The sequence below is a fragment of the Nocardioides sp. genome (assembly GCF_051876515.1).
In the GTDB taxonomy this organism is placed as follows: Bacteria; Actinomycetota; Actinomycetes; order Propionibacteriales; family Nocardioidaceae; genus Nocardioides.
This window is the reverse complement of the sequence record NZ_JBJEHY010000040.1, coordinates 1-16,887: the sequence shown is the minus strand read 5'-3', so window position 1 is coordinate 16,887 and position 16,887 is coordinate 1. Positions and strand designations below refer to the sequence as shown.

The 16,887-nt window shown below is 71.6% G+C and carries 21 protein-coding genes; 12 read left to right on the top strand and 9 right to left on the bottom strand.

Annotated elements, in window-relative coordinates:
- Positions 1-765: SDR family oxidoreductase (locus tag ACI379_RS02675; protein WP_439790515.1), on the top strand; the 765-nt coding region annotated here is incomplete at its 5' end.
- Positions 766-775: 10 nt separating this feature from the next.
- Here the strand turns inward: ACI379_RS02675 and ACI379_RS02670 are convergent.
- Positions 776-1,603 (bottom strand): SURF1 family cytochrome oxidase biogenesis protein, encoded by an 828-nt coding sequence (locus tag ACI379_RS02670; protein WP_439790516.1) that lies wholly within the window; start codon positions 1,601-1,603, stop codon positions 776-778.
- 63 nt (positions 1,604-1,666) lie between these two features.
- On the opposite strand from ACI379_RS02670, the gene moaA reads away from it, so the two are divergent.
- Entirely contained in the window at positions 1,667-2,671 is a 1,005-nt protein-coding gene (gene moaA, locus ACI379_RS02665) for a GTP 3',8-cyclase MoaA (RefSeq protein WP_439790514.1), read from the top strand.
- Positions 2,672-2,684: 13 nt separating this feature from the next.
- On the opposite strand, the gene ACI379_RS02660 is transcribed toward moaA, so the two are convergent.
- The gene (locus ACI379_RS02660; RefSeq protein ID WP_439790513.1) at positions 2,685-2,903 is read right to left on the bottom strand and encodes an acetone carboxylase; all 219 of its coding nucleotides are present in this window, start codon (positions 2,901-2,903) and stop codon (positions 2,685-2,687) included.
- A gap of 193 nt (positions 2,904-3,096) precedes the next feature.
- A complete protein-coding gene (locus ACI379_RS02655; protein WP_439790512.1) occupies positions 3,097-3,384 on the bottom strand; it encodes a DUF3099 domain-containing protein in 288 nt (95 codons plus the stop codon).
- A gap of 116 nt (positions 3,385-3,500) precedes the next feature.
- Between ACI379_RS02655 and fabG the strand changes: the two genes are divergently transcribed.
- The 3 genes from fabG to ACI379_RS02640 all read left to right on the top strand — a co-directional run bounded on the left by fabG (position 3,501) and on the right by ACI379_RS02640 (position 5,638).
- Positions 3,501-4,214: a 3-oxoacyl-[acyl-carrier-protein] reductase gene (gene fabG, locus ACI379_RS02650; RefSeq protein ID WP_439790511.1), complete on the top strand. Its 714-nt coding sequence runs from the start codon at positions 3,501-3,503 to the stop codon at positions 4,212-4,214.
- A gap of 35 nt (positions 4,215-4,249) precedes the next feature.
- Positions 4,250-5,020, top strand: a complete 771-nt coding sequence (gene fabI / locus ACI379_RS02645) for an enoyl-ACP reductase FabI (RefSeq protein WP_439790510.1) — start codon at positions 4,250-4,252, stop codon at positions 5,018-5,020.
- A gap of 105 nt (positions 5,021-5,125) precedes the next feature.
- A complete protein-coding gene (locus tag ACI379_RS02640; protein ID WP_439790509.1) occupies positions 5,126-5,638 on the top strand; it encodes a SixA phosphatase family protein in 513 nt (170 codons plus the stop codon).
- A 13-nt stretch (positions 5,639-5,651) separates the two neighbouring features.
- Here ACI379_RS02640 and serB read toward each other — a convergent pair whose 3' ends face one another.
- Both serB and ACI379_RS02630 read right to left on the bottom strand, forming a co-directional pair.
- Positions 5,652-6,875 carry a phosphoserine phosphatase SerB gene (gene serB / locus ACI379_RS02635; RefSeq protein ID WP_439790508.1) on the bottom strand — a complete coding sequence of 408 codons (1,224 nt, stop codon included), beginning with the start codon at positions 6,873-6,875 and terminating at the stop codon, positions 5,652-5,654.
- A gap of 90 nt (positions 6,876-6,965) precedes the next feature.
- Complete coding sequence (locus ACI379_RS02630) at positions 6,966-7,694, bottom strand: hypothetical protein (RefSeq protein ID WP_439790507.1); 729 nt, start codon at positions 7,692-7,694, stop codon at positions 6,966-6,968.
- A 45-nt stretch (positions 7,695-7,739) separates the two neighbouring features.
- On the opposite strand from ACI379_RS02630, the gene ACI379_RS02625 reads away from it, so the two are divergent.
- From ACI379_RS02625 to ACI379_RS02610, 4 genes are all read left to right on the top strand, one after another.
- Entirely contained in the window at positions 7,740-8,540 is an 801-nt protein-coding gene (locus ACI379_RS02625) for an ABC transporter ATP-binding protein (RefSeq protein WP_439790506.1), read from the top strand.
- Between the two features lie 41 nt (positions 8,541-8,581).
- Positions 8,582-9,046, top strand: coding sequence for an NfeD family protein (locus ACI379_RS02620; RefSeq protein WP_439790505.1), 465 nt, complete (start codon positions 8,582-8,584; stop codon positions 9,044-9,046).
- Positions 9,047-9,112: 66 nt separating this feature from the next.
- Complete coding sequence (locus ACI379_RS02615; RefSeq protein ID WP_439790504.1) at positions 9,113-10,243, top strand: SPFH domain-containing protein; 1,131 nt, start codon at positions 9,113-9,115, stop codon at positions 10,241-10,243.
- Positions 10,240-11,001 carry a sulfite exporter TauE/SafE family protein gene (locus ACI379_RS02610; RefSeq protein ID WP_439790503.1) on the top strand — a complete coding sequence of 254 codons (762 nt, stop codon included), beginning with the start codon at positions 10,240-10,242 and terminating at the stop codon, positions 10,999-11,001. Before ACI379_RS02615 ends, ACI379_RS02610 begins: the two co-directional genes overlap by 4 nt.
- Positions 11,002-11,034: 33 nt before the next feature.
- Here the strand turns inward: ACI379_RS02610 and ACI379_RS02605 are convergent, their stop codons facing one another.
- The 3 genes from ACI379_RS02605 to ACI379_RS02595 all read right to left on the bottom strand — a co-directional run bounded on the left by ACI379_RS02605 (position 11,035) and on the right by ACI379_RS02595 (position 13,424).
- Positions 11,035-12,006, bottom strand: a complete 972-nt coding sequence (locus ACI379_RS02605; protein ID WP_439790502.1) for an alpha/beta hydrolase — start codon at positions 12,004-12,006, stop codon at positions 11,035-11,037.
- 93 nt (positions 12,007-12,099) lie between these two features.
- Positions 12,100-12,621: a CAP domain-containing protein gene (locus ACI379_RS02600; protein WP_439790501.1), complete on the bottom strand. Its 522-nt coding sequence runs from the start codon at positions 12,619-12,621 to the stop codon at positions 12,100-12,102.
- Positions 12,622-12,902: 281 nt separating this feature from the next.
- Positions 12,903-13,424 carry a YbhB/YbcL family Raf kinase inhibitor-like protein gene (locus ACI379_RS02595; RefSeq protein ID WP_439790500.1) on the bottom strand — a complete coding sequence of 174 codons (522 nt, stop codon included), beginning with the start codon at positions 13,422-13,424 and terminating at the stop codon, positions 12,903-12,905.
- Between the two features lie 85 nt (positions 13,425-13,509).
- On the opposite strand from ACI379_RS02595, the gene cobA reads away from it, so the two are divergent.
- Both cobA and ACI379_RS02585 read left to right on the top strand, forming a co-directional pair.
- Positions 13,510-14,742: a uroporphyrinogen-III C-methyltransferase gene (cobA, locus tag ACI379_RS02590; protein ID WP_439790499.1), complete on the top strand. Its 1,233-nt coding sequence runs from the start codon at positions 13,510-13,512 to the stop codon at positions 14,740-14,742.
- A complete protein-coding gene (locus ACI379_RS02585; RefSeq protein WP_439790498.1) occupies positions 14,735-15,538 on the top strand; it encodes a TrmH family RNA methyltransferase in 804 nt (267 codons plus the stop codon). The genes cobA and ACI379_RS02585 overlap by 8 nt, the downstream gene beginning before the upstream one ends.
- A 16-nt stretch (positions 15,539-15,554) precedes the next feature.
- On the opposite strand, the gene def is transcribed toward ACI379_RS02585, so the two are convergent.
- Entirely contained in the window at positions 15,555-16,154 is a 600-nt protein-coding gene (gene def, locus ACI379_RS02580; RefSeq protein ID WP_439790497.1) for a peptide deformylase, read from the bottom strand.
- A 103-nt stretch (positions 16,155-16,257) separates the two neighbouring features.
- On the opposite strand from def, the gene ACI379_RS02575 reads away from it, so the two are divergent.
- On the top strand, positions 16,258-16,887 hold a 630-nt coding region (locus tag ACI379_RS02575; RefSeq protein WP_439790496.1), incomplete at its 3' end, for an acyl-CoA dehydrogenase family protein.

The window sequence follows — 16,887 nt, the reverse complement described above, 5'->3', positions numbered from 1 at the left end:
GTTGGGGTCATGGACTTGGGACTTGCTGGACGAACCTACGTCGTGACCGGCGGCAGCCGGGGACTCGGCCGGGCCACCGTCGAGGTGCTCGTCGCCGAGGGCGCGAGCGTGGTGGTGAGTGGACGCCAGCACGGCTCACTCGAGGAGCTGGCCGCCCGGCACCCTGGCTCGGTCGCCACCGTCGTCGCCGACAACGCGGACCCGGAGACGCCCTCACGCCTCGTCGCTGCCGCGCGCGACGCCTTCGGGCGTCTTGACGGCGCCGTGATCAGTGTCGGCGGCCCGCCCGCGGGACGCGCGTCGGCGATCAGCGACGAGCAGTGGCGCAGCGGGTTCGAGAGTGTCTTCCTCGGAGGCGTGCGTCTGCTGCGCGACCTGGGGTCACAGGTGGACGACGGGGGAGCGCTGCTCACCGTGCTCTCGACGAGCGTGCGGGTCCCGCTCGACGGTCTCAGTGTCTCCAACGGCCTGCGTCCGGGCCTCGCGATGGTGGCCAAGGACCTCGCCCGCGAGTACGGCCCGCGGGGCGTACGGGTCAACGGGTTGCTGCCCGGTCGTGTGGCCACCGAGCGTGTGGCCGAGCTCGATGCCGCCAGCGGGGACGCGGAGGCCGCGCGTGCCCGGCACGAGGCCCTGATCCCGCTGGGCAGGTACGGCGAGCCGGAGGAGTTCGGACGCGTCGCTGCCTTCCTGGTCTCCCCGGCCGCCTCGTTCGTCAACGGGGCGATGGTGCCGGTGGACGGCGGGATGACGCCCGTCCCCTGAGGCGTCCCGCTCAGTCGGCGGAGTGGGAGTCGGGGGAGGGGGAGTCGGAGCTGGTGGGGTCCGTCGGCCTCTGGTGGTACGGGATGGGCGCCTCCCGACGTGCGCGGGGACGCCTGACGCCCCGACCCCCGCGGGACTCGTCGTACATGAGGTAGCCGAAGCCGAAGAGGGCCAGCAGGCCGAAGAACCACCACTGCAGTCCGTAGAAGAAGTGCGGTCCGTCGTCGAGCTCGGGCAGGTCGCCCGGGGTGAGCGCCTGGGCCGGCGCCGGGTCCTCGGCGACGAGCTCGACGAAGCCGCCGAGCACCTCCCGGTCGAGGGCGGGCCCGATGTTCTCGCTGTTGATGGCGCGGGTGGACTGGTCGCTGACCTCGGTCGCCGCCCCGGTCCCGTCCCTCCGCACCCAGGCCTCGACCGTCACCTCACCGGACGGAGGCGCAGGCACGTCCACCGACGACGCGCCGCGGTTGCTCGTGGCGTACCAGCCGCGGTCGACGAGCAGGCTCGCGCCACTCGGTAGCTCGAGGGGGACCACCACGTTGACGCCCGCGGCGCCGTCACGGGTGCGGTACCGGACGATGACGGTGTCCTCCGTCGCGTACGTGCCCGTCGCGGTGATGCGGCGCCACTCCTCGTCAGCGCTCGGCGCCTCGCCGACGGCGAGGACCTCCTCGACCGGGACGGGTGCCGCCTTCTCGTTGCGCTCGATGATCTCGTTGCGCTCGCGACGGTCGTCGAGCCGGTGGAACTGCCACTCGCCCAGCCACCAGGCGAAGTACGCGAGAGCGGCGACCACCACTGCGAAGACGAGCCAACGGCGACTGAACAGGAAACCCATCTTGCGCACCGGACGAGCCTAGCCGGTTCGTGCGAACGCCCTCCGCGAGCCTATGCTCACAGTGTGCGCGAACTCTCCGACAAGCACGGCCGGGTGGCCACGGACCTGCGCGTGTCGTTGACCGACCGCTGCAACCTTCGCTGCACGTACTGCATGCCGGCGGAGGGTCTCGACTGGCAGCCGGGCGAGGAGGTGCTGACCGACGACGAGGTCGTGCGCCTGATCGGCATCGCCGTGGAGCGCCTCGGCGTGCGCGAGGTGCGGTTCACCGGCGGTGAGCCCCTGCTGCGCCGGGGCCTGGTCGACATCGTGTCGCGTACGGCGAGGCTCACGACCGCCGACGGCGCCCCGCCCGAGACGTCCCTCACCACCAACGGGCTGGGCCTCGACAAGTCGGCTGAGGCGTTGGCCGAGGCGGGTCTGACCCGGGTCAACGTCAGCCTGGACACCCCCGACCCCGAGACGTTCGCCACGATCACCAGGCGCGACCGTTGGCACGACGTCGCGGCCGGGCTCGAGGCCGCAGCCCGCGCCGGGCTGACGCCCGTCAAGGTCAACGCCGTGCTGCTCCGCGACGTCAACGACGCACAGGCGGCCGACCTGCTGTCCTGGTGTCTGGAGCGCGACTACGAGCTGCGGTTCATCGAGCAGATGCCCCTCGACGCGCAGCACGCGTGGAGCCGCGCCGAGATGGTCACGGCGAAGGAGATCCACGAGCGGTTGAGCGAGCGCTTCGCCCTCACCGAGGTGGACGAGGACCGGGGGAGTGCGCCCGCGGAGAAGTTCCACGTCGACGGCGGCCCCGCCACGGTCGGCATCATCGCGTCGGTGACCCAGCCGTTCTGCGGAGCCTGCGACCGGGTACGTCTCACTGCCGATGGTCAGGTCCGCAACTGCCTGTTCGCCCGTCAGGAGTCCGACCTGCGTGCGCTGCTGCGTGGCGGGGCGGACGACGAGGAGATCGCCGAGGCGTGGTTGGTGGCGATGCGGGGCAAGCTGCCGGGCCACGGGATCGACGACCTGTCGTTCCTGCAGCCGAGCCGGCCGATGTCGGCGATCGGCGGCTGAGCGTCGCTGGCGCTCAGCCGTGGGTGTGGGGCTGCACGTCCTTGAGGAACTGACGCGCGGTCAGGAAGTCAGACAGGCTCGCCCGGTGGTCGTCACAGGCCAGCCACACCTTGCGCCGTTCCGGCGTGTGGATCTTGGGGTTGTTCCACAGCAGCTGCCACGTGGCGGGTGCCTGGCACCCCTTCGCGGAGCAGATCTCGGCCTCGGGGCCGGTGCCGGTCTGGAAGTTCACGTCTCGTCCTGGTCGGGCGCTGGGATGCGTGCCAACCCCGCGTGCGTGCGGGAGGTCCGTACATAAGAGGTGCCGGACAGCCACGGGGGAAGCTGTCCGGCACCGAAGAGCGAATGCAGACGGGGGATGCTGCACTCACTGAAGTTGATTCTTGCACGACGCACCTGAGAAGCCAACAGGACCGCGCGTGTCGTCAGGGTTCTTTTCGCTCGCCCAGCACGTGCTGCGCGTCGACCCCCGGCACCTCGAACTTCTCCGACCGACTCTCGTTGGCGTTTGCCATCACGACGGCCACGTACGGCAGGAAGACGGCGCCCAGCAGGGCCACCCACCGCAGGGGTCCGGGACCCACCACGACGGCCGCCACGACGCAGATCATGCGGATCGCCATGGAGAACATGTAGCGCCGCTGGCGCGCCCCGAGATCGTCCGCGCGGCTCGTCGGTGCGCTGGTGATCCTCACGACGTCACGCTGACCCATGACTCCACTGTAGGCCGCCCCGCCCACGGCGGCGCGCGCCAGGGGTCCGCGGGGGAGTACCCGCCGGTAACCGGTCCGGTTCGGCCTACCCCGGGGTAATCACTAGCGTCTGGCGGGTGAGCCACGAACCACGCACCGTCCTCGTCACCGGCGGGAACCGCGGCATCGGCCGCGCCATCGCCGAGGCCTTCATCGCCCAGGGTGACCGCGTCGCCGTCACCACCCGTCAGGGCGGCCCCCCCGAGGGGGCGCTGGACGTGCGCTGCGACATCACCGACCCCGAGCAGGTCGAGGCGGCGTTCGCGGCCGTCGAGGAGGCGTACGGCCCGGTCGAGGTCCTGGTGGCAAACGCCGGGATCACCAAGGACACGCTGCTGCTGCGCATGTCCGAGGACGACTGGACCAGCGTCGTCGACACCAACCTCACCGCCACGTTCCGCCTCGTGAAGCGCGCCAGCAAGGGGATGCTCCGCAAGCGCGCCGGCCGGATCGTCCTCATCTCCTCGGTCGTGGGTCTGCTCGGCAGTGCCGGGCAGGCGAACTACGCCGCGTCCAAGGCTGGCCTGGTGGGCTTCGCCCGTTCCGTGGCCCGCGAGCTCGGCAGTCGCAGCATCACCGTCAACGTCGTGGCCCCGGGCTTCGTCGAGACCGACATGACCGACGTGCTCACCGACGACCAGAAGCAGGCGATCAAGGCGCAGGTGCCGCTGGGACGCTACGCCGCCCCCGACGAGATCGCGCACGCCGTCACCTGGCTGGCCTCGCCGCTGGCCGGCTACGTCACCGGCGCCGTGGTGCCGGTCGACGGCGGCCTCGGCATGGGCCACTGAGCCCCACGAACTGACACGGACGAAGGGACGGATCAATGGGACTTCTCGAGGGCAAGCGGATCCTGGTGGCGGGCGTCACCATGGACTCCTCGATCGGGTTCGCGGTGGCCAAGGTCGCCCAGGAGCAGGGCGCGGAGGTGCTGATCAGCAACTTCGGCCGAGCCCTGTCGATCACCCGGCGCATCGCCAAGCGCCTCCCTGTCGAGCCGGTCGTGCTCGAGCTCGACGTCACCGACCAGACGCACCTCGACGGCCTGGCCGACCAGGTGCGTGAGCACGTCGACTCCCTCGACGGCGTCGTGCACTCGATCGCCTTCGGCAACCCGGAGACGCTGCTGGGCGGCAAGTTCCTCGACGGCCCCTGGGACGACGTGGCCCAGGCCCTGCAGGTCTCGGCGTACTCCCTGAAGTCCCTGACCATGGCGGCCAAGCCCCTCATGGCGCCGGGCTCGTCGGTCGTCGGGCTGACCTTCGACGCCACGGTCTCCTGGCCCGCGTACGACTGGATGGGTGTCGCCAAGGCCGGCCTGGAGTCGACCTCGCGCTACCTGGCCCGCTACCTCGGTCCCGAGGGGATCCGGGTCAACCTCGTCTCGGCCGGTCCGCTGCGGACGATCGCAGCCAAGGCGATCCCGGGCTTCTCCGACCTCGAGGACCTGTGGACCACCCGCAGCCCCCTGGGCTGGGACAACACCGACCAGGAGCCGACCGCCAAGGCCGTGTGCGCGCTGCTGTCCGACTTCTTCCCGGCCACCACCGGCGAGATCGTGCACGTCGACGGCGGGTTCCACGCGACCGGCGCCTGAGCCGGGCGTTCGCCTCACGCCGACCCTGCGGGCGCCGACTGCCCGTGGGGTCGAGTCGTCCTTGCACCGACGTGTCACAGTGAACCCGTGCACCCGAAGGTTTCCGTGACTCCGCGTCGTCTGGTCGTGATGCGTCACGCCAAGGCGGAGTCGACCGCTGCCTCGGACTTCGAACGCGCCCTTGCGCCCACGGGCACGGCGGCGGCCCGTGAGGCCGGCGCGTGGCTGGCGGCCCAGGGAGTTCGCCCCGACGCAGTCCTCGTCTCGGCGGCGCTGCGCACGCGGGAGACCTGGGCGGCCGTACGCGACTCCGCCGGCTGGTCCGTGGAGGCCGACGAGACGCACGCGCTGTACACGGCCAGCCCTGAGAGTGCCCTGGACCTCGTGCGCCAGCAACCTTCCGAGGTCCGCGAGCTGCTGCTCGTGGGGCACAACCCGACCGTGGCGATGCTGGCCAACCTGCTCGAGGACGGCGAGGGTGACGACGACGCGACGTCCGCGCTGACCCTGGAGGGCTACCCGCCGGGGACGCTGACCGTCTTCGACGTGGAGGGCGGGTGGAGCGACCTCCGGTTCTCCACCGCGACGCTGCGCGCCCACCACGTGGGCGGGCGCTGACGCCTCAGGGGCCTCAGACGGGCGGTGCGGGCGTGGTGATCCCGGCCGCAGCGTCGGCGGCCTCGATCTCCTCGCGCGAGATCCCCATCAGGTACATGATCGTGTCGAGGTAGGGGACGTTCACCGCCGTGTCGGCCGCGTCGCGCACCACGGGCTTCGCGTTGTACGCGATGCCCAGACCGGCCGCGCTCAGCATGTCGAGGTCGTTGGCACCGTCTCCGATGGCGATGGTTGCGCCCACGGGCACCCCGAACTCCTGGGCGAACTCGCGGAGGGCGGCGGCCTTGCCGGCGCGGTCCACGACGTCACCGACGATCCGGCCGGTGAGCTTCCCGTCGACGACCTCGAGCTCGTTCGCGCGGGCGTAGTGGATGCCGAGGTCCGCGGCGAGCCGGTCGGTGATCTGGCTGAAACCGCCCGAGACGATCGCGAAGCGGTACCCCAGGCGACGCAGCGTACGGACCAGGGTGCGCGCGCCCGGAGCCAGCTGGATCGAGGAGTACACCTCGTCCAACGCCTCGACCGGGACACCCTCGAGCAGGGCGACGCGCTGGCGCAGCGAGGCCTCGAAGTCGAGCTCTCCGGCCATGGCGGCCTCGGTCACGGCGGCGACCTTGTCCTCGCACCCGGCGTGCGCGGCGATCATCTCGATCACCTCGCCCTGGATGAGGGTGGAGTCCACGTCCATCACGATCAGACGCATGGCCCGGCGCAGCAGCGTGGCGGGCTGGACCGCCAGATCGATGCCGCGGTCGGCCGCCTCGGCAGAGAGGAGCGGCCGCAGGTGGTCGGTGTCGGAGCCCGAGACGTGCAGCTCGATCGCGGTCACCGGGTAGCGCGCCATCCTGACGATGCGGTCGATGTTGGCGCCGGCGTCGGCGATGCGGCCGGCGATGGCGGCGACCGCCGACGCCTTGAGCGGGCTGCCGATGACAGTGATGAGGGAGCGGCCCTCGCGGCGGGACTTGTTGTCTCCGGTGCCGCGCTCCACCTCGACGGACATGCCCAGGTCGGCGGCGGTGCGCTCGACGGCGTCGCGGAGCTTCTTCCAGTCGCGCGGGGCGGTGACCAGGATGCCGAGCACGAGACGGCGCCGGAGCACGATCTGCTCGATGTCGAGGACCTCGACGCCGGCGGCCGCGAACACCGCGAACATCGCCGAGGTGACGCCCGGTCGGTCCTTGCCGGTCAGGGTGACCAGGAGGCTCTTGGCGGGTTCAGGCTTGTGCGCGTTCATCGGTGCTGAGGCTATCTGTGAAGGTGGGTCGCCGGCACGCGGTGTCCACCGGGGGAGGGATGGGCGGGTCCATCATCCGCTGCGGGCGGATCAGTCCCTCGCCGGGGGCCACACCTCGTACGAGCACGCCGCGACCAGGGCGCGTCTGGCTGCGGCCGCGAGGGGCGTGAGCGCGTCGCGCCGGGCCGCCGCCTCGCCGGCGCTGACGGCCGCGCCGTCGTCGGCGAGGGCCAGCTCGACGATGGCCTGTGCCTGCAGTGCCCGCTGCGCGAGGGAACGGCAGAGCTCGGGGACGACCGCCGGGGCGTCGAGGTGCGTGGCACGGGTGAGCGCCATCAGCTCGTCGGCCACCTCGGGGCGCCAGCGGGCGACGTCGAGGTCGGCGAGCCGCCGAGCCGCCACCTGGACGGCTCTGCGCAGCGTAGGGTCGGCCTCGCCGACGTCCACGAGTTGGCGCCGGGCGGCGGGGTGCAGGTCCCAGCGCAGCAGCCCGCCGTCCACGGACGGCACCAGACCGAGGTGCCCGACCAGCACGGCCTCGCCGGCCTCCATCGCCGCACCGTTGAACGGAGCCGGCCCGCCGAGGCCGACCGGGTCGCCCTCGACCGGCAGTGCGAGCCCCGCTCCGAGCACGCCGGTGCGGCGCAGGAGCAGCAGCAGGTCCGTGGGACCGATCTGCTGCCCCTCGACGTCGGACACCTGGACGACCAGGTCGGGGTCCTCGAGCTCCTCCAGCACCGCGTCGCCGGAGGCGAGACCCTGCAGCCACGCAGTGATCGTCCAGGCGAGCCTGGCGGAGTGGGGCAGGACGGTGGTCACGAGGTACCAGCCTAGTCCGCGCGTGGCTCTGGCTAGGGTGGTGCCATGTCCGCCGTGATCGAGTTCGCCGGTGTCACGGTTCGACGGGGCAACACCCTGCTCCTCGACTCCATCGACTGGGTGGTCGAGGAGGACGAGCGCTGGGTTCTGCTCGGTCCGAACGGTGCCGGCAAGACGACCCTGCTCCAGGTAGCTGCCGCCCGCATGCACCCCACGGCGGGGGTGGCGGCGGTCCTCGACCAGATCCTGGGCACCGTGCAGCTCAGCGACGTGCAGACCAGGGTCGGGCTGACCAGCGCCGCCCTGGCCGACGGGATCCCCCGCAACGAGAAGGTCTCCGACGTCGTGGTGTCCGCGGCGTACGGGGTGCTGGGGCGCTGGAACGAGGAGTACGACAACTTCGACCACGAGCGCGCCCTCCAGCTGCTCAACGAGACCGGCGCGGCCCACCTGGCCGACCGCACCTTCGGCACCCTCAGCGAGGGGGAGCGCAAGCGGGTCCAGATCGCCCGGGCGCTGATGACCGACCCCGAGCTGCTGCTGCTGGACGAGCCCGCGGCCGGTCTGGACCTGGGCGGACGGGAGGACCTGGTGGCCACGCTCTCGGGGATCGCGCACCACCCGGACGCACCCGCCACCGTGCTCGTCTCGCACCACGTCGAGGAGATCCCGCCGGGCTTCACCCACGCGATGATGCTGCGTCAGGGACGCGTCGTGGCGCAGGGTCCGCTGGCCGAGGTCGTCACCGCCGAGGCGCTCTCCGAGACGTACGCGATGCCTCTGCTCCTGAGCCACGCGGACGGCCGGTACGCGGCTCGACGCGCCCCCGGTCGTCGGGCCGGGTGAGTCCGTCCTCGTCACCACACCCGGACGGGTAGGGTCGGCACATGTTCGAGTGGATGCGTGACCACGCGTGGGAGTCCTGGCTCGCCGCCGCCATGCTCCTGGGCATCGCGGAGATGCTCAGTCTCGACCTCATCATGATCATGCTGGCGGCTGGTGCCGTGGTGGGCATGGTCGCTGCGCTGGCGGGTCTGCCGGTGGTCGCCCAGGTGCTGATGGCCGCGGTCGCCGCGGTGGCGATGATCGGCCTGGTCCGTCCCGGAGTCCTGCGCAAGCTGCACACCTCGCCGCACCTGGCCATCGGCCACACCCGGCTGGTCGGCGCCGAGGGCGTCGTGCTCGCCGAGGTCACCACCAACGCGCCCGGCCGGATCAAGGTCGCGGGCGAGGAGTGGACCGCACAGCCGTACGACTCCAGCCTGACCATCGGTGTCGGGGAGGCGGTCGAGGTCCTCGAGATCAAGGGCGCGACCGCGTACGTGCATCCCGTCGCCGGGATCGGTTCGTAGATCGACGTGCGGCGCTCGGGGCGCCGCACGGGCAGTACCTCAACCACAACACGGGGAGAAGACCGAATGCCCTCTGCACTGACCATCCTTGTGGTGCTTTTCGTGCTGCTCGTGGTCGTCGGGCTCGTCAAGGCGGTACGCATCGTGCCGCAGGCGCGCGCGGGGATCGTCGAGCGGTTCGGCAAGTACCAGCAGACGCTGCCCGCGGGCCTGAACTTCGTGGTGCCCTTCATCGACAAGGTGCGCTACGTCATCGACCTGCGTGAGCAGGTCGTGAGCTTCCCGCCGCAGCCCGTCATCACCGAGGACAACCTGACGGTGTCGATCGACACCGTCATCTACTTCCAGGTCACCGACCCGGTCGCGGCGACGTACGAGATCGCCCACTACATCCAGGCCGTCGAGCAGCTGACGATGACGACCCTGCGCAACATCGTCGGTGGCATGACCCTCGAGGACACGCTCACCAGCCGCGAGTCGATCAACGGCGGCCTGCGTGGCGTGCTCGACGAGGCCACGGGCAAGTGGGGCATCCGCGTCGGCCGCGTCGAGATCAAGGGGATCGACCCGCCGATGTCGATCAAGGACGCGATGGAGAAGCAGATGCGCGCCGATCGCGACAAGCGCGCACTCATCCTGACCGCCGAGGGTCAGCGGCAGTCCGCGATCCTCACCGCTGAGGGCAACAAGCAGTCGCAGATCCTCAACGCCGAGGGTGAGCGCGAGTCGCAGATCCTGCGGGCGCAGGCCGAGCGCGAGGCTGCGATCCTGCGCGCCCAGGGTGAGGGCCAGGCCATCCAGACGGTGTTCCAGGCCATCCACGACGGCCAGCCCGACCAGTCGCTGCTGGCGTACCAGTACCTGCAGATGATGCCCAAGATCGCCGAGGGCGGCGCCAACAAGGTCTGGGTCATCCCCTCGGAGATCACCAAGGCGCTGGAGGGCCTCGGCTCCGCGATGAACGACGTGGCTGGCATCCCGCAGAACGCCAGCCCGCGCAAGCGGGTCGACATGGGGTCCACCACCGTGGCCACCACGCCGGCCGAGACTGCCACGGACACCAACGCCGCGCTGCGCGAGGCGCTGGCTGCCGCGGACGAGGCCGCGCAGCCGGCCAGCGGCACCGTTCCGCCGGTCGCTGACGGCGGCGACGCGCTCGGTGGCAGCGACCCGCTGGGGGGCACCGGCACCCCGTGAGCCCGCTCGAGATCCTGCTGCTCGCCCTCGCGGGCGTCGCGGCAGGCGCGATCAACACCCTGGTGGGGTCGGGAACGCTCATCACGTTCCCGACCCTGCTGGCGTTCGGCGTCCCCCCGGTGACCGCCAACGTGTCCAACACGATCGGCCTGGTGCCCGGCTCGGTCACCGGCGCGCTCGGCTACCGCAAGGAGCTGCGGGGCACCCGCCACCTGGTGCTCCACCTTGCGTCGGCCTCACTGCTCGGCGGCCTGGCCGGAGCCCTGCTGCTGCTGTGGCAACCCGGGGCCTTCGAGTCGATCGTCCCGTTCCTCGTCGGTCTGGGCATCGTCCTCGTGGTCACCGGCCCACGCATCTCGGCCTGGGTGGCGCGACGGCACGAGGCCACGGGTGGGCTGCCGGCGCGCGGCGCCTGGTGGGTCTGGCCGTGCATGTTCGCCTGCGGGATCTACGGCGGCTACTTCGGCGCCGCCCAGGGCGTGCTGATGATGGCGATCATGGGCATCGGCGTGGCGGAGGGACTGCAGCGGCTCAACGGCGTCAAGAACGTGCTCGCGGCGCTCGTGAACGGCGTCTCCGGGCTGTTGTTCGCACTGGTGGCCGACGTGGACTGGCAGGTCGTGCTCGTCATCGGGATCGGGGCCATCGCAGGTGGCCTGCTGGGGGCCTCGGTCGGACGTCGCCTGCCCGCCACGGTCCTGCGTGCGGTGATCGTGGTGGTCGGCACGGTGGCGCTGGGCGTCTTCCTGCTCGGCTGACCCCGGCCGCCCCGTCGTCCAGGGGCCGACCGGTCAGGCCGGCGGGTGGACGTACGCGTCGAGCCAGGTCCCGACCTGCTCGTACGCCGCCTCGCGGACGTCCGAACGCGAGAGGAAGACGTCGTGCAGGGCGTCGGGCAACGTGATGCTCGTGACGTGGGTGCCGACGCTGGAGGCCCACCGACGGATCTGCTCGACGTCGAGCACGATGTCGGTGCTGAAGACCTCGGCCCCCATCTCCTGGGGGTTCCCCGTGGACGCGGACGACAGGACCAAGGTCGGCGCGGTGAGGCCGAGCCCCCGGTGCAGCTGGGCGTGGCCGCGGCGCACCGCACGCAGCCAGCCGGCCAGGACGGGCCGTGACTCGATCGGCTTCCACGCGAGGTCGAACTCCCACTCGCCCTCGTGGTCGGCATGCAACGAACGGGCGTAGAAGCCGCTGACGGGACGCGGGATCGCCCGGTACGGCTGCCGGGCGCCCAGCTGGTCGAGGACGGCTCGTGCCGGGAGGCTGCGCAGCAGGGGAGCGCCACGGAGGTCGAACCAGGGGGAGTTGAGGACCAACCCGTCCAGCTCCTCAGGCTCCCGGGAACGCGCCCACAGGGGCACCGTGAGGCCGCCCGTGGAGTGCGCAGTCACCACGACCGAGGTGTGTCCGTCGCGCTCGGTGATCCGGTGCCACGCCGCGTCGAGCTCGGCGAAGTGCTCGTCGAGCGAGGTGACGAAGTGCGGGGTCTGGTGCTCCAGCAGCGACCGTCCGTACTTGCGCAGGTCGAGTGCGTAGAAGGCGTACCCCCGGGCGGTCCACCACTCGGCGTACTCGGTGTGGAAGAAGTAGTCGGAGAAGCCGTGGACGTGCAGGACCGCGCGGCCGGGAACGGCTCCCGTCGCCGGCGTCCGACGTACGAGCGCGGCGACGACCGGTCCCTCCGCATCGTCGGGCAGGTCGATCATCTCGACCTCGAAGGGCTCCCCGAGGACGTCCGGTTGCCACGCGCCAGTCATGGCGCCGATTGTGCCGCAGCGGTGGTCGGCCTCCGGGATGGGGGCGCAACGTCCGTGGCGCCGCGGGAGGCTGGAGCTCAGGGCGGCTCGGGATCAGCGCCGCATGGGAAGCGTCAGGTTCACCACGGCAACGAGACGGCCTTCGGCGTCCAGCCGGACCGAGACCCCGGCCCGGCGCGCGTGCTTGCTCATCAGGACGGCGCGGTGGCCCGGTGAGTCCATCCACCAGTCGACCATCTCCTCCGGTGCGAGGTCGTAGCCCCGCAGAAGGGTCTCCCCGGCCCACGCCTGGTCGCAGTGGTTGATGATCCGGCTGAGGCGACGGTGCTTGAACTTGCCCGTGGTGACGATGCGCTTGCTCCAGCGGCTCGCCAGGCGGTCCACGCAGGAGTCGTACCGCTTGACCCGCCGCATCCCGTTGTCGTCCCGTGCAGCGTTGATCTCCACCATCACCTGGTCCGCGTACTCGGCCAGGTCGGTCGCGGTCTCGGAGCTGCGGTCCTCCGGCACCGGCCAGCTCGAGGCCTGCGCCGGCGGAGCGCCGAGCAGGGTGAGGGTCACACCCAGTACGACGGCTGCGGCCGTCAGGGGGCGCCGCGCACGTGGGTGGGCCATGGCCGAGTCCTTCCGAGAGGGGTTCCTGTGACGATAGAACTCCTACGACGAACCTTGGCCATTTCTGCTGGATTGGGCCCAGGTGACACCGGTGGTGCTCGGAGGGCGGCCCCTCCGCACGGTGCCGACACACGGTGACGCGTCTCTGACCAGCGGTTATCCCTGCCAGCGGAGTTCCACACAGGGAAACGGCGCCAGACTGTTCGCCTGACGCCGTTCTTCGAAAAGCAGCCCGCTGGTCTGGACCGGGGGTGAGGTGCCGGTGCGGCCAAGACCGGTGCTCAGTGCTGGTACGTCCCGTGGATGATCGCGCGACCGAGGGTCTTGAACGCCAGGTTGAAGGAGACGACGGCGTTGGACGCGTCCGGTCCCACGCCCAGGGAGGGCTCGCTGACTGCGTGCACGACGAAGAAGTACCGGTGCGGGTGGTCCCCGGCCGGGGGAGCCGCGCCCATGAAGCCGGCGTCACCGCCGTCGTTGCGCACGTGGAACGCGTCGCCGGGCAGGGCGCCGGCTGCGGCGTCAGCGGCCAGGGTGGTCACGCCAGCAGGTACGTCGACGAGGTTCCAGTGCCAGAAGCCGGAGGGTGTCGGTGCGTCCGGGTCGAAGCACGTGACCACGTACGACTGAGTCCCCTCGGGAGCCCCGCTCCACGAGAGCTGGGGGGAGCGGTTGCCGTGGGCCGCGACCTGGTCGTCCTTGAGCGGCTGCCCGTCGGTGACGTCCTCGCTGGTCAGCTCGAAGGACGGCACCGGGGGCAGGTAGTCGTACGGGTTGGGGGCCACGGGGCGTGTGAGCGTCATGGTGCAGACGATGCCAGTCGGCTCCCGAGGACGAAAGCGTGGACACGCCGGAGGAGCGCAGGGCACCGCCGGGGACAATGGAGCCATGGAGAGTGCGCGAACCCCCGCCCCGTACCTGTCCGGGCTGGTCCTGGCGGACCGCCTCGTGGTCGTGGTGGGAGGAGGGCACGTCGCCCAACGGCGGGTGCCGGCGCTGCTGGCCGCCGGCGCCGTGGTCCGTCTCGTCAGCCCCGAGGTCACCCCGGCGCTCGAGGGCATGGGCACGGAGATCGACCTGGTGCTGCGGGAGTTCGCCGAGACCGACCTCGACGGTGCCTGGTACGCCGTGGCGGCGACGGACGACCCGGCCGTGAACGCGTCCGTGGCGCGCGCGGCGGAGGAGCGGCGCATCTTCTGCGTACGCAGCGACCACGCGGTTGGCGGCAGCGCCTGGACGCCGGCGGTCGGGCGGCACGGCTCGATCACGGTCGGCGTCCTGGGCAACCGCGAGCCCCGCCGCTCGGCGGGGCTGCGGGACCAGATCGTCACCGCGCTCCAGGACGGCCAGCTGGACTCGCACGGTGCCCACGACCGCTCGCCCGGCGTGGTGCTGGTCGGTGGTGGACCCGGCGACCGCGACCTGGTCACCGTGGCGGGGCGTCACGCGCTGGCCTCGGCGGACGTCGTCGTTGCCGACCGGTTGGCGCCGCGTGAGCTGCTCGAGGAGCTCGGGCCGCACGTCGAGCTCATCGACGTCACGAAGCTGCCCCGGGGTCGCTACGCCGCCCAGGAGTACATCAACGAGGTGATCGTCGAGCGTGCTCTGGCCGGCAAGCGCGTCGTGCGCTTCAAGGGCGGCGACAACTTCGTCTTCGGCCGCGGCTACGAGGAGATCCAGGCGTGTGCCGCGGCCGGGGTCCCGGTCACGGTGGTCCCCGGACTCTCGTCGGCCATCTCCGTACCGGCCCGCGCCGGCATCCCGGTCACCCACCGCGGGGTGGCGCACGAGTTCACCGTGATCTCGGGCCACCTGCCGCCCGGGCACCCGGAGTCGCTGGTCGCCTGGGACGCGGTCGCCCAGCTGCGGGGGACCGTCGTGCTGCTCATGGCCGTCGACAATGCGGCGGCGATCGCGACCGCCCTGGTCGCCGCGGGACGGCCGGCCAGCACCCCGGTGGCCGTCATCGCTGACGGCACGCTCCCGCAGGAGCGAACCGTCCTGACGACCCTTGACACTTTGGGGGACCGGATCGCTGAGGAGGGGCTCAGGCCGCCGGCGATCATCGTGATCGGCGAGGTCGTGGCCGTCGCGAACCCGCAGGAGTTCCCCCGTGGCTGACCTCGTCGAGATCACCGACCCCGCCGACCCGCGGCTGGCCGACTACCGCGACCTGCGCGACGTCGAGCTCCGCAAGAACCTGGAGAGCGAGCACGGGCTCTTCCTGGCAGAGGGGGAGAAGGTGGTGCGGCGGGCCCTCGAGGCCGGGTTCGCGGCGCGCTCGTTCCTGATGGCCCCGCGGTGGCTTGACGGTCTCTCCGACCTGCTGGAGCAGTCGGACGCTCCCTGCTACGTGGTCCCCGAGGCGATGGCGGAGGAGGTCACGGGCTTCCACGTCCACCGCGGGGCGCTCGCCTCACTGCACCGGCGCACTCTGCCCACCGTCGACGAGGTCCTGGCGGGGGCCCGCTCCGTCCTGGTGCTCGAGGACGTCGTCGACCACACCAACGTGGGCGCGATCTTCCGGTGCGGCGCCGCCCTCGGCTTCGACGCCGTGCTCCTGGCCCCGCGGTGCGCGGACCCGCTCTACCGTCGTTCGGTCAAGGTGGGCATGGGTGCGGTGTTCTCGATGCCGTGGACCAGGCTCCCGGACTGGTACGGCGCCCTCGAGACGGTGGCGGCCGCGGGCTTCACCACGGTGGCGCTCACCCTCGCGGACGACGCCACCGAGATCGAGGAGACGGTCGCCGGCGTCGACAAGGTCGCACTGGTGCTGGGCTCCGAGGGGCACGGCCTGTCCGCCAGGTGGGAGGAGAGCGCCCAGCGCCGCGCGATCATCCCGATGAGCGCCGGCATCGACTCGCTCAACGTGGCCGCCGCGACCGCGGTGGCCTGTTACGTCGCGGCCCGACGATGAGCGTCCGCCGGGAGGGTCAGTCCTCGACTGGCCAGCCGAGGGGGTAGTCCTCCGCAGCCTTGTCGTGCTGCTTCTGGAGCTTCTTGCGGGCCTTGGCCGCCAGCCGGTCACCGAAGACGGTCCCGACCGTGTGGTCGGTCTCGTGCTGGAGGCAGCGGGCGAGCAGGCCGTCGCCGGCGAACTGGACGGGCTGACCGTCCAGGCCCACCCCGTCGACCTGGGCGAAGTCCGGCCGTGCGCACGTCACGAACGCACCGGGGAAGGACAGGCAGCCCTCGTCGTCGGCGTCCAGGGACCGCTCGCGTCCCTCCGGCAGGGTCAGCACCGGGTTGCACACGACGCCGACGGTGCGCTGGCCGGACTCGTCGGGGCAGTCGAAGACGAACATCGCCACGTCCTCCCCGATCTGGCAGGCAGCCAGGCCCACCCCGTCGGCCGCGTACATGGTGGCCACCATGTCGGCGGCCAGCTGCCGCAGGGCCTCGTCGAAGACGGTGACGCGCTGTTGCGGAGCGTGCATGACGGGGGTGCCCCACCGCGTGATCGGGCGCACGGCGCCGCCTTCGGGGAGTGGGCCGTACGGGCTGAGCGGGGAGTCGTCGGTGGCGCCAGGCATGGGTCGATCCTAGTGAGTGCAGGGTGCGCCCCGGTAAGCCGCTGCCCCACTCGTGTGCAACGAGGTGCAGACAAGGGTTGTAACTCTGAGTTACACTCGGACCATGGTTGATCCCACCTCCGTCCAGCCGGCGCTGATGAGTCCGGGCGGTCGCCACGGACTGTCCTCCAAGGAGACGCGCGCCCCTCTGGGGTACGCAATGGCAGCGTTGAACCGCCTCGCGCAGAGCGAGCTCGTCGACCGCCTGGGGGTGCGCAAGCGCACCGAGCAGGTGGTCTTCTCGGCGACCCGAGGTGGCTTCAAGGCGGCGGCAGCCGCGAGCAGGCAGTTCGCCCGCAAGGGACGCGACACCAACGGGGTGCGGGCCAGCGCCTCCACGTCGTCCAGCGGTCGCTTCGAGCTGACCCCCACCGAGGACGAGCAGATGCTCGTGGACGTCGTGGCCGAGCTCGCTGCCGAGGTGGTCCGTCCGGCCGCCGCGGGGGCCGACGAGGCCGCGACGGCGCCCGCCGACGTCCTGGGCGCCGTCGGTGAGGTCGGCCTGGGGCTGCTGGGGGTGCCGGAGGAGCTCGGCGGCATCTTCGAGGAGCGGTCGTGCGTCGCCGGCGTGCTGGTGGCCGGCCTCGCCGGCCTGCTGTTCAGCCCGATCGCGGCGCGCCTGCGGGGCATCTACCTGGGCGTCGCGTCGCTCGGTCTGGTCTTCATCGGCCAGCACGTGCTCAACAGCTGGACG

Coding starts and splice junctions, on each gene's coding strand:
- ACI379_RS02670 (WP_439790516.1), bottom strand. CDS start 1,603: ATGGGTTTCCTGTTCAGTCGCCGTTGGCTCGTCTTCGCAGTGGTGGTC.
- ACI379_RS02655 (WP_439790512.1), bottom strand. CDS start 3,384: ATGGGTCAGCGTGACGTCGTGAGGATCACCAGCGCACCGACGAGCCGC.
- fabI (WP_439790510.1), top strand. CDS start 4,250: ATGGGACTTCTCGAGGGCAAGCGGATCCTGGTGGCGGGCGTCACCATG.
- serB (WP_439790508.1), bottom strand. CDS start 6,875: ATGAACGCGCACAAGCCTGAACCCGCCAAGAGCCTCCTGGTCACCCTG.
- ACI379_RS02625 (WP_439790506.1), top strand. CDS start 7,740: ATGTCCGCCGTGATCGAGTTCGCCGGTGTCACGGTTCGACGGGGCAAC.
- ACI379_RS02620 (WP_439790505.1), top strand. CDS start 8,582: ATGTTCGAGTGGATGCGTGACCACGCGTGGGAGTCCTGGCTCGCCGCC.
- ACI379_RS02615 (WP_439790504.1), top strand. CDS start 9,113: ATGCCCTCTGCACTGACCATCCTTGTGGTGCTTTTCGTGCTGCTCGTG.
- ACI379_RS02605 (WP_439790502.1), bottom strand. CDS start 12,006: ATGACTGGCGCGTGGCAACCGGACGTCCTCGGGGAGCCCTTCGAGGTC.
- ACI379_RS02600 (WP_439790501.1), bottom strand. CDS start 12,621: ATGGCCCACCCACGTGCGCGGCGCCCCCTGACGGCCGCAGCCGTCGTA.
- ACI379_RS02595 (WP_439790500.1), bottom strand. CDS start 13,424: ATGACGCTCACACGCCCCGTGGCCCCCAACCCGTACGACTACCTGCCC.
- cobA (WP_439790499.1), top strand. CDS start 13,510: ATGGAGAGTGCGCGAACCCCCGCCCCGTACCTGTCCGGGCTGGTCCTG.
- def (WP_439790497.1), bottom strand. CDS start 16,154: ATGCCTGGCGCCACCGACGACTCCCCGCTCAGCCCGTACGGCCCACTC.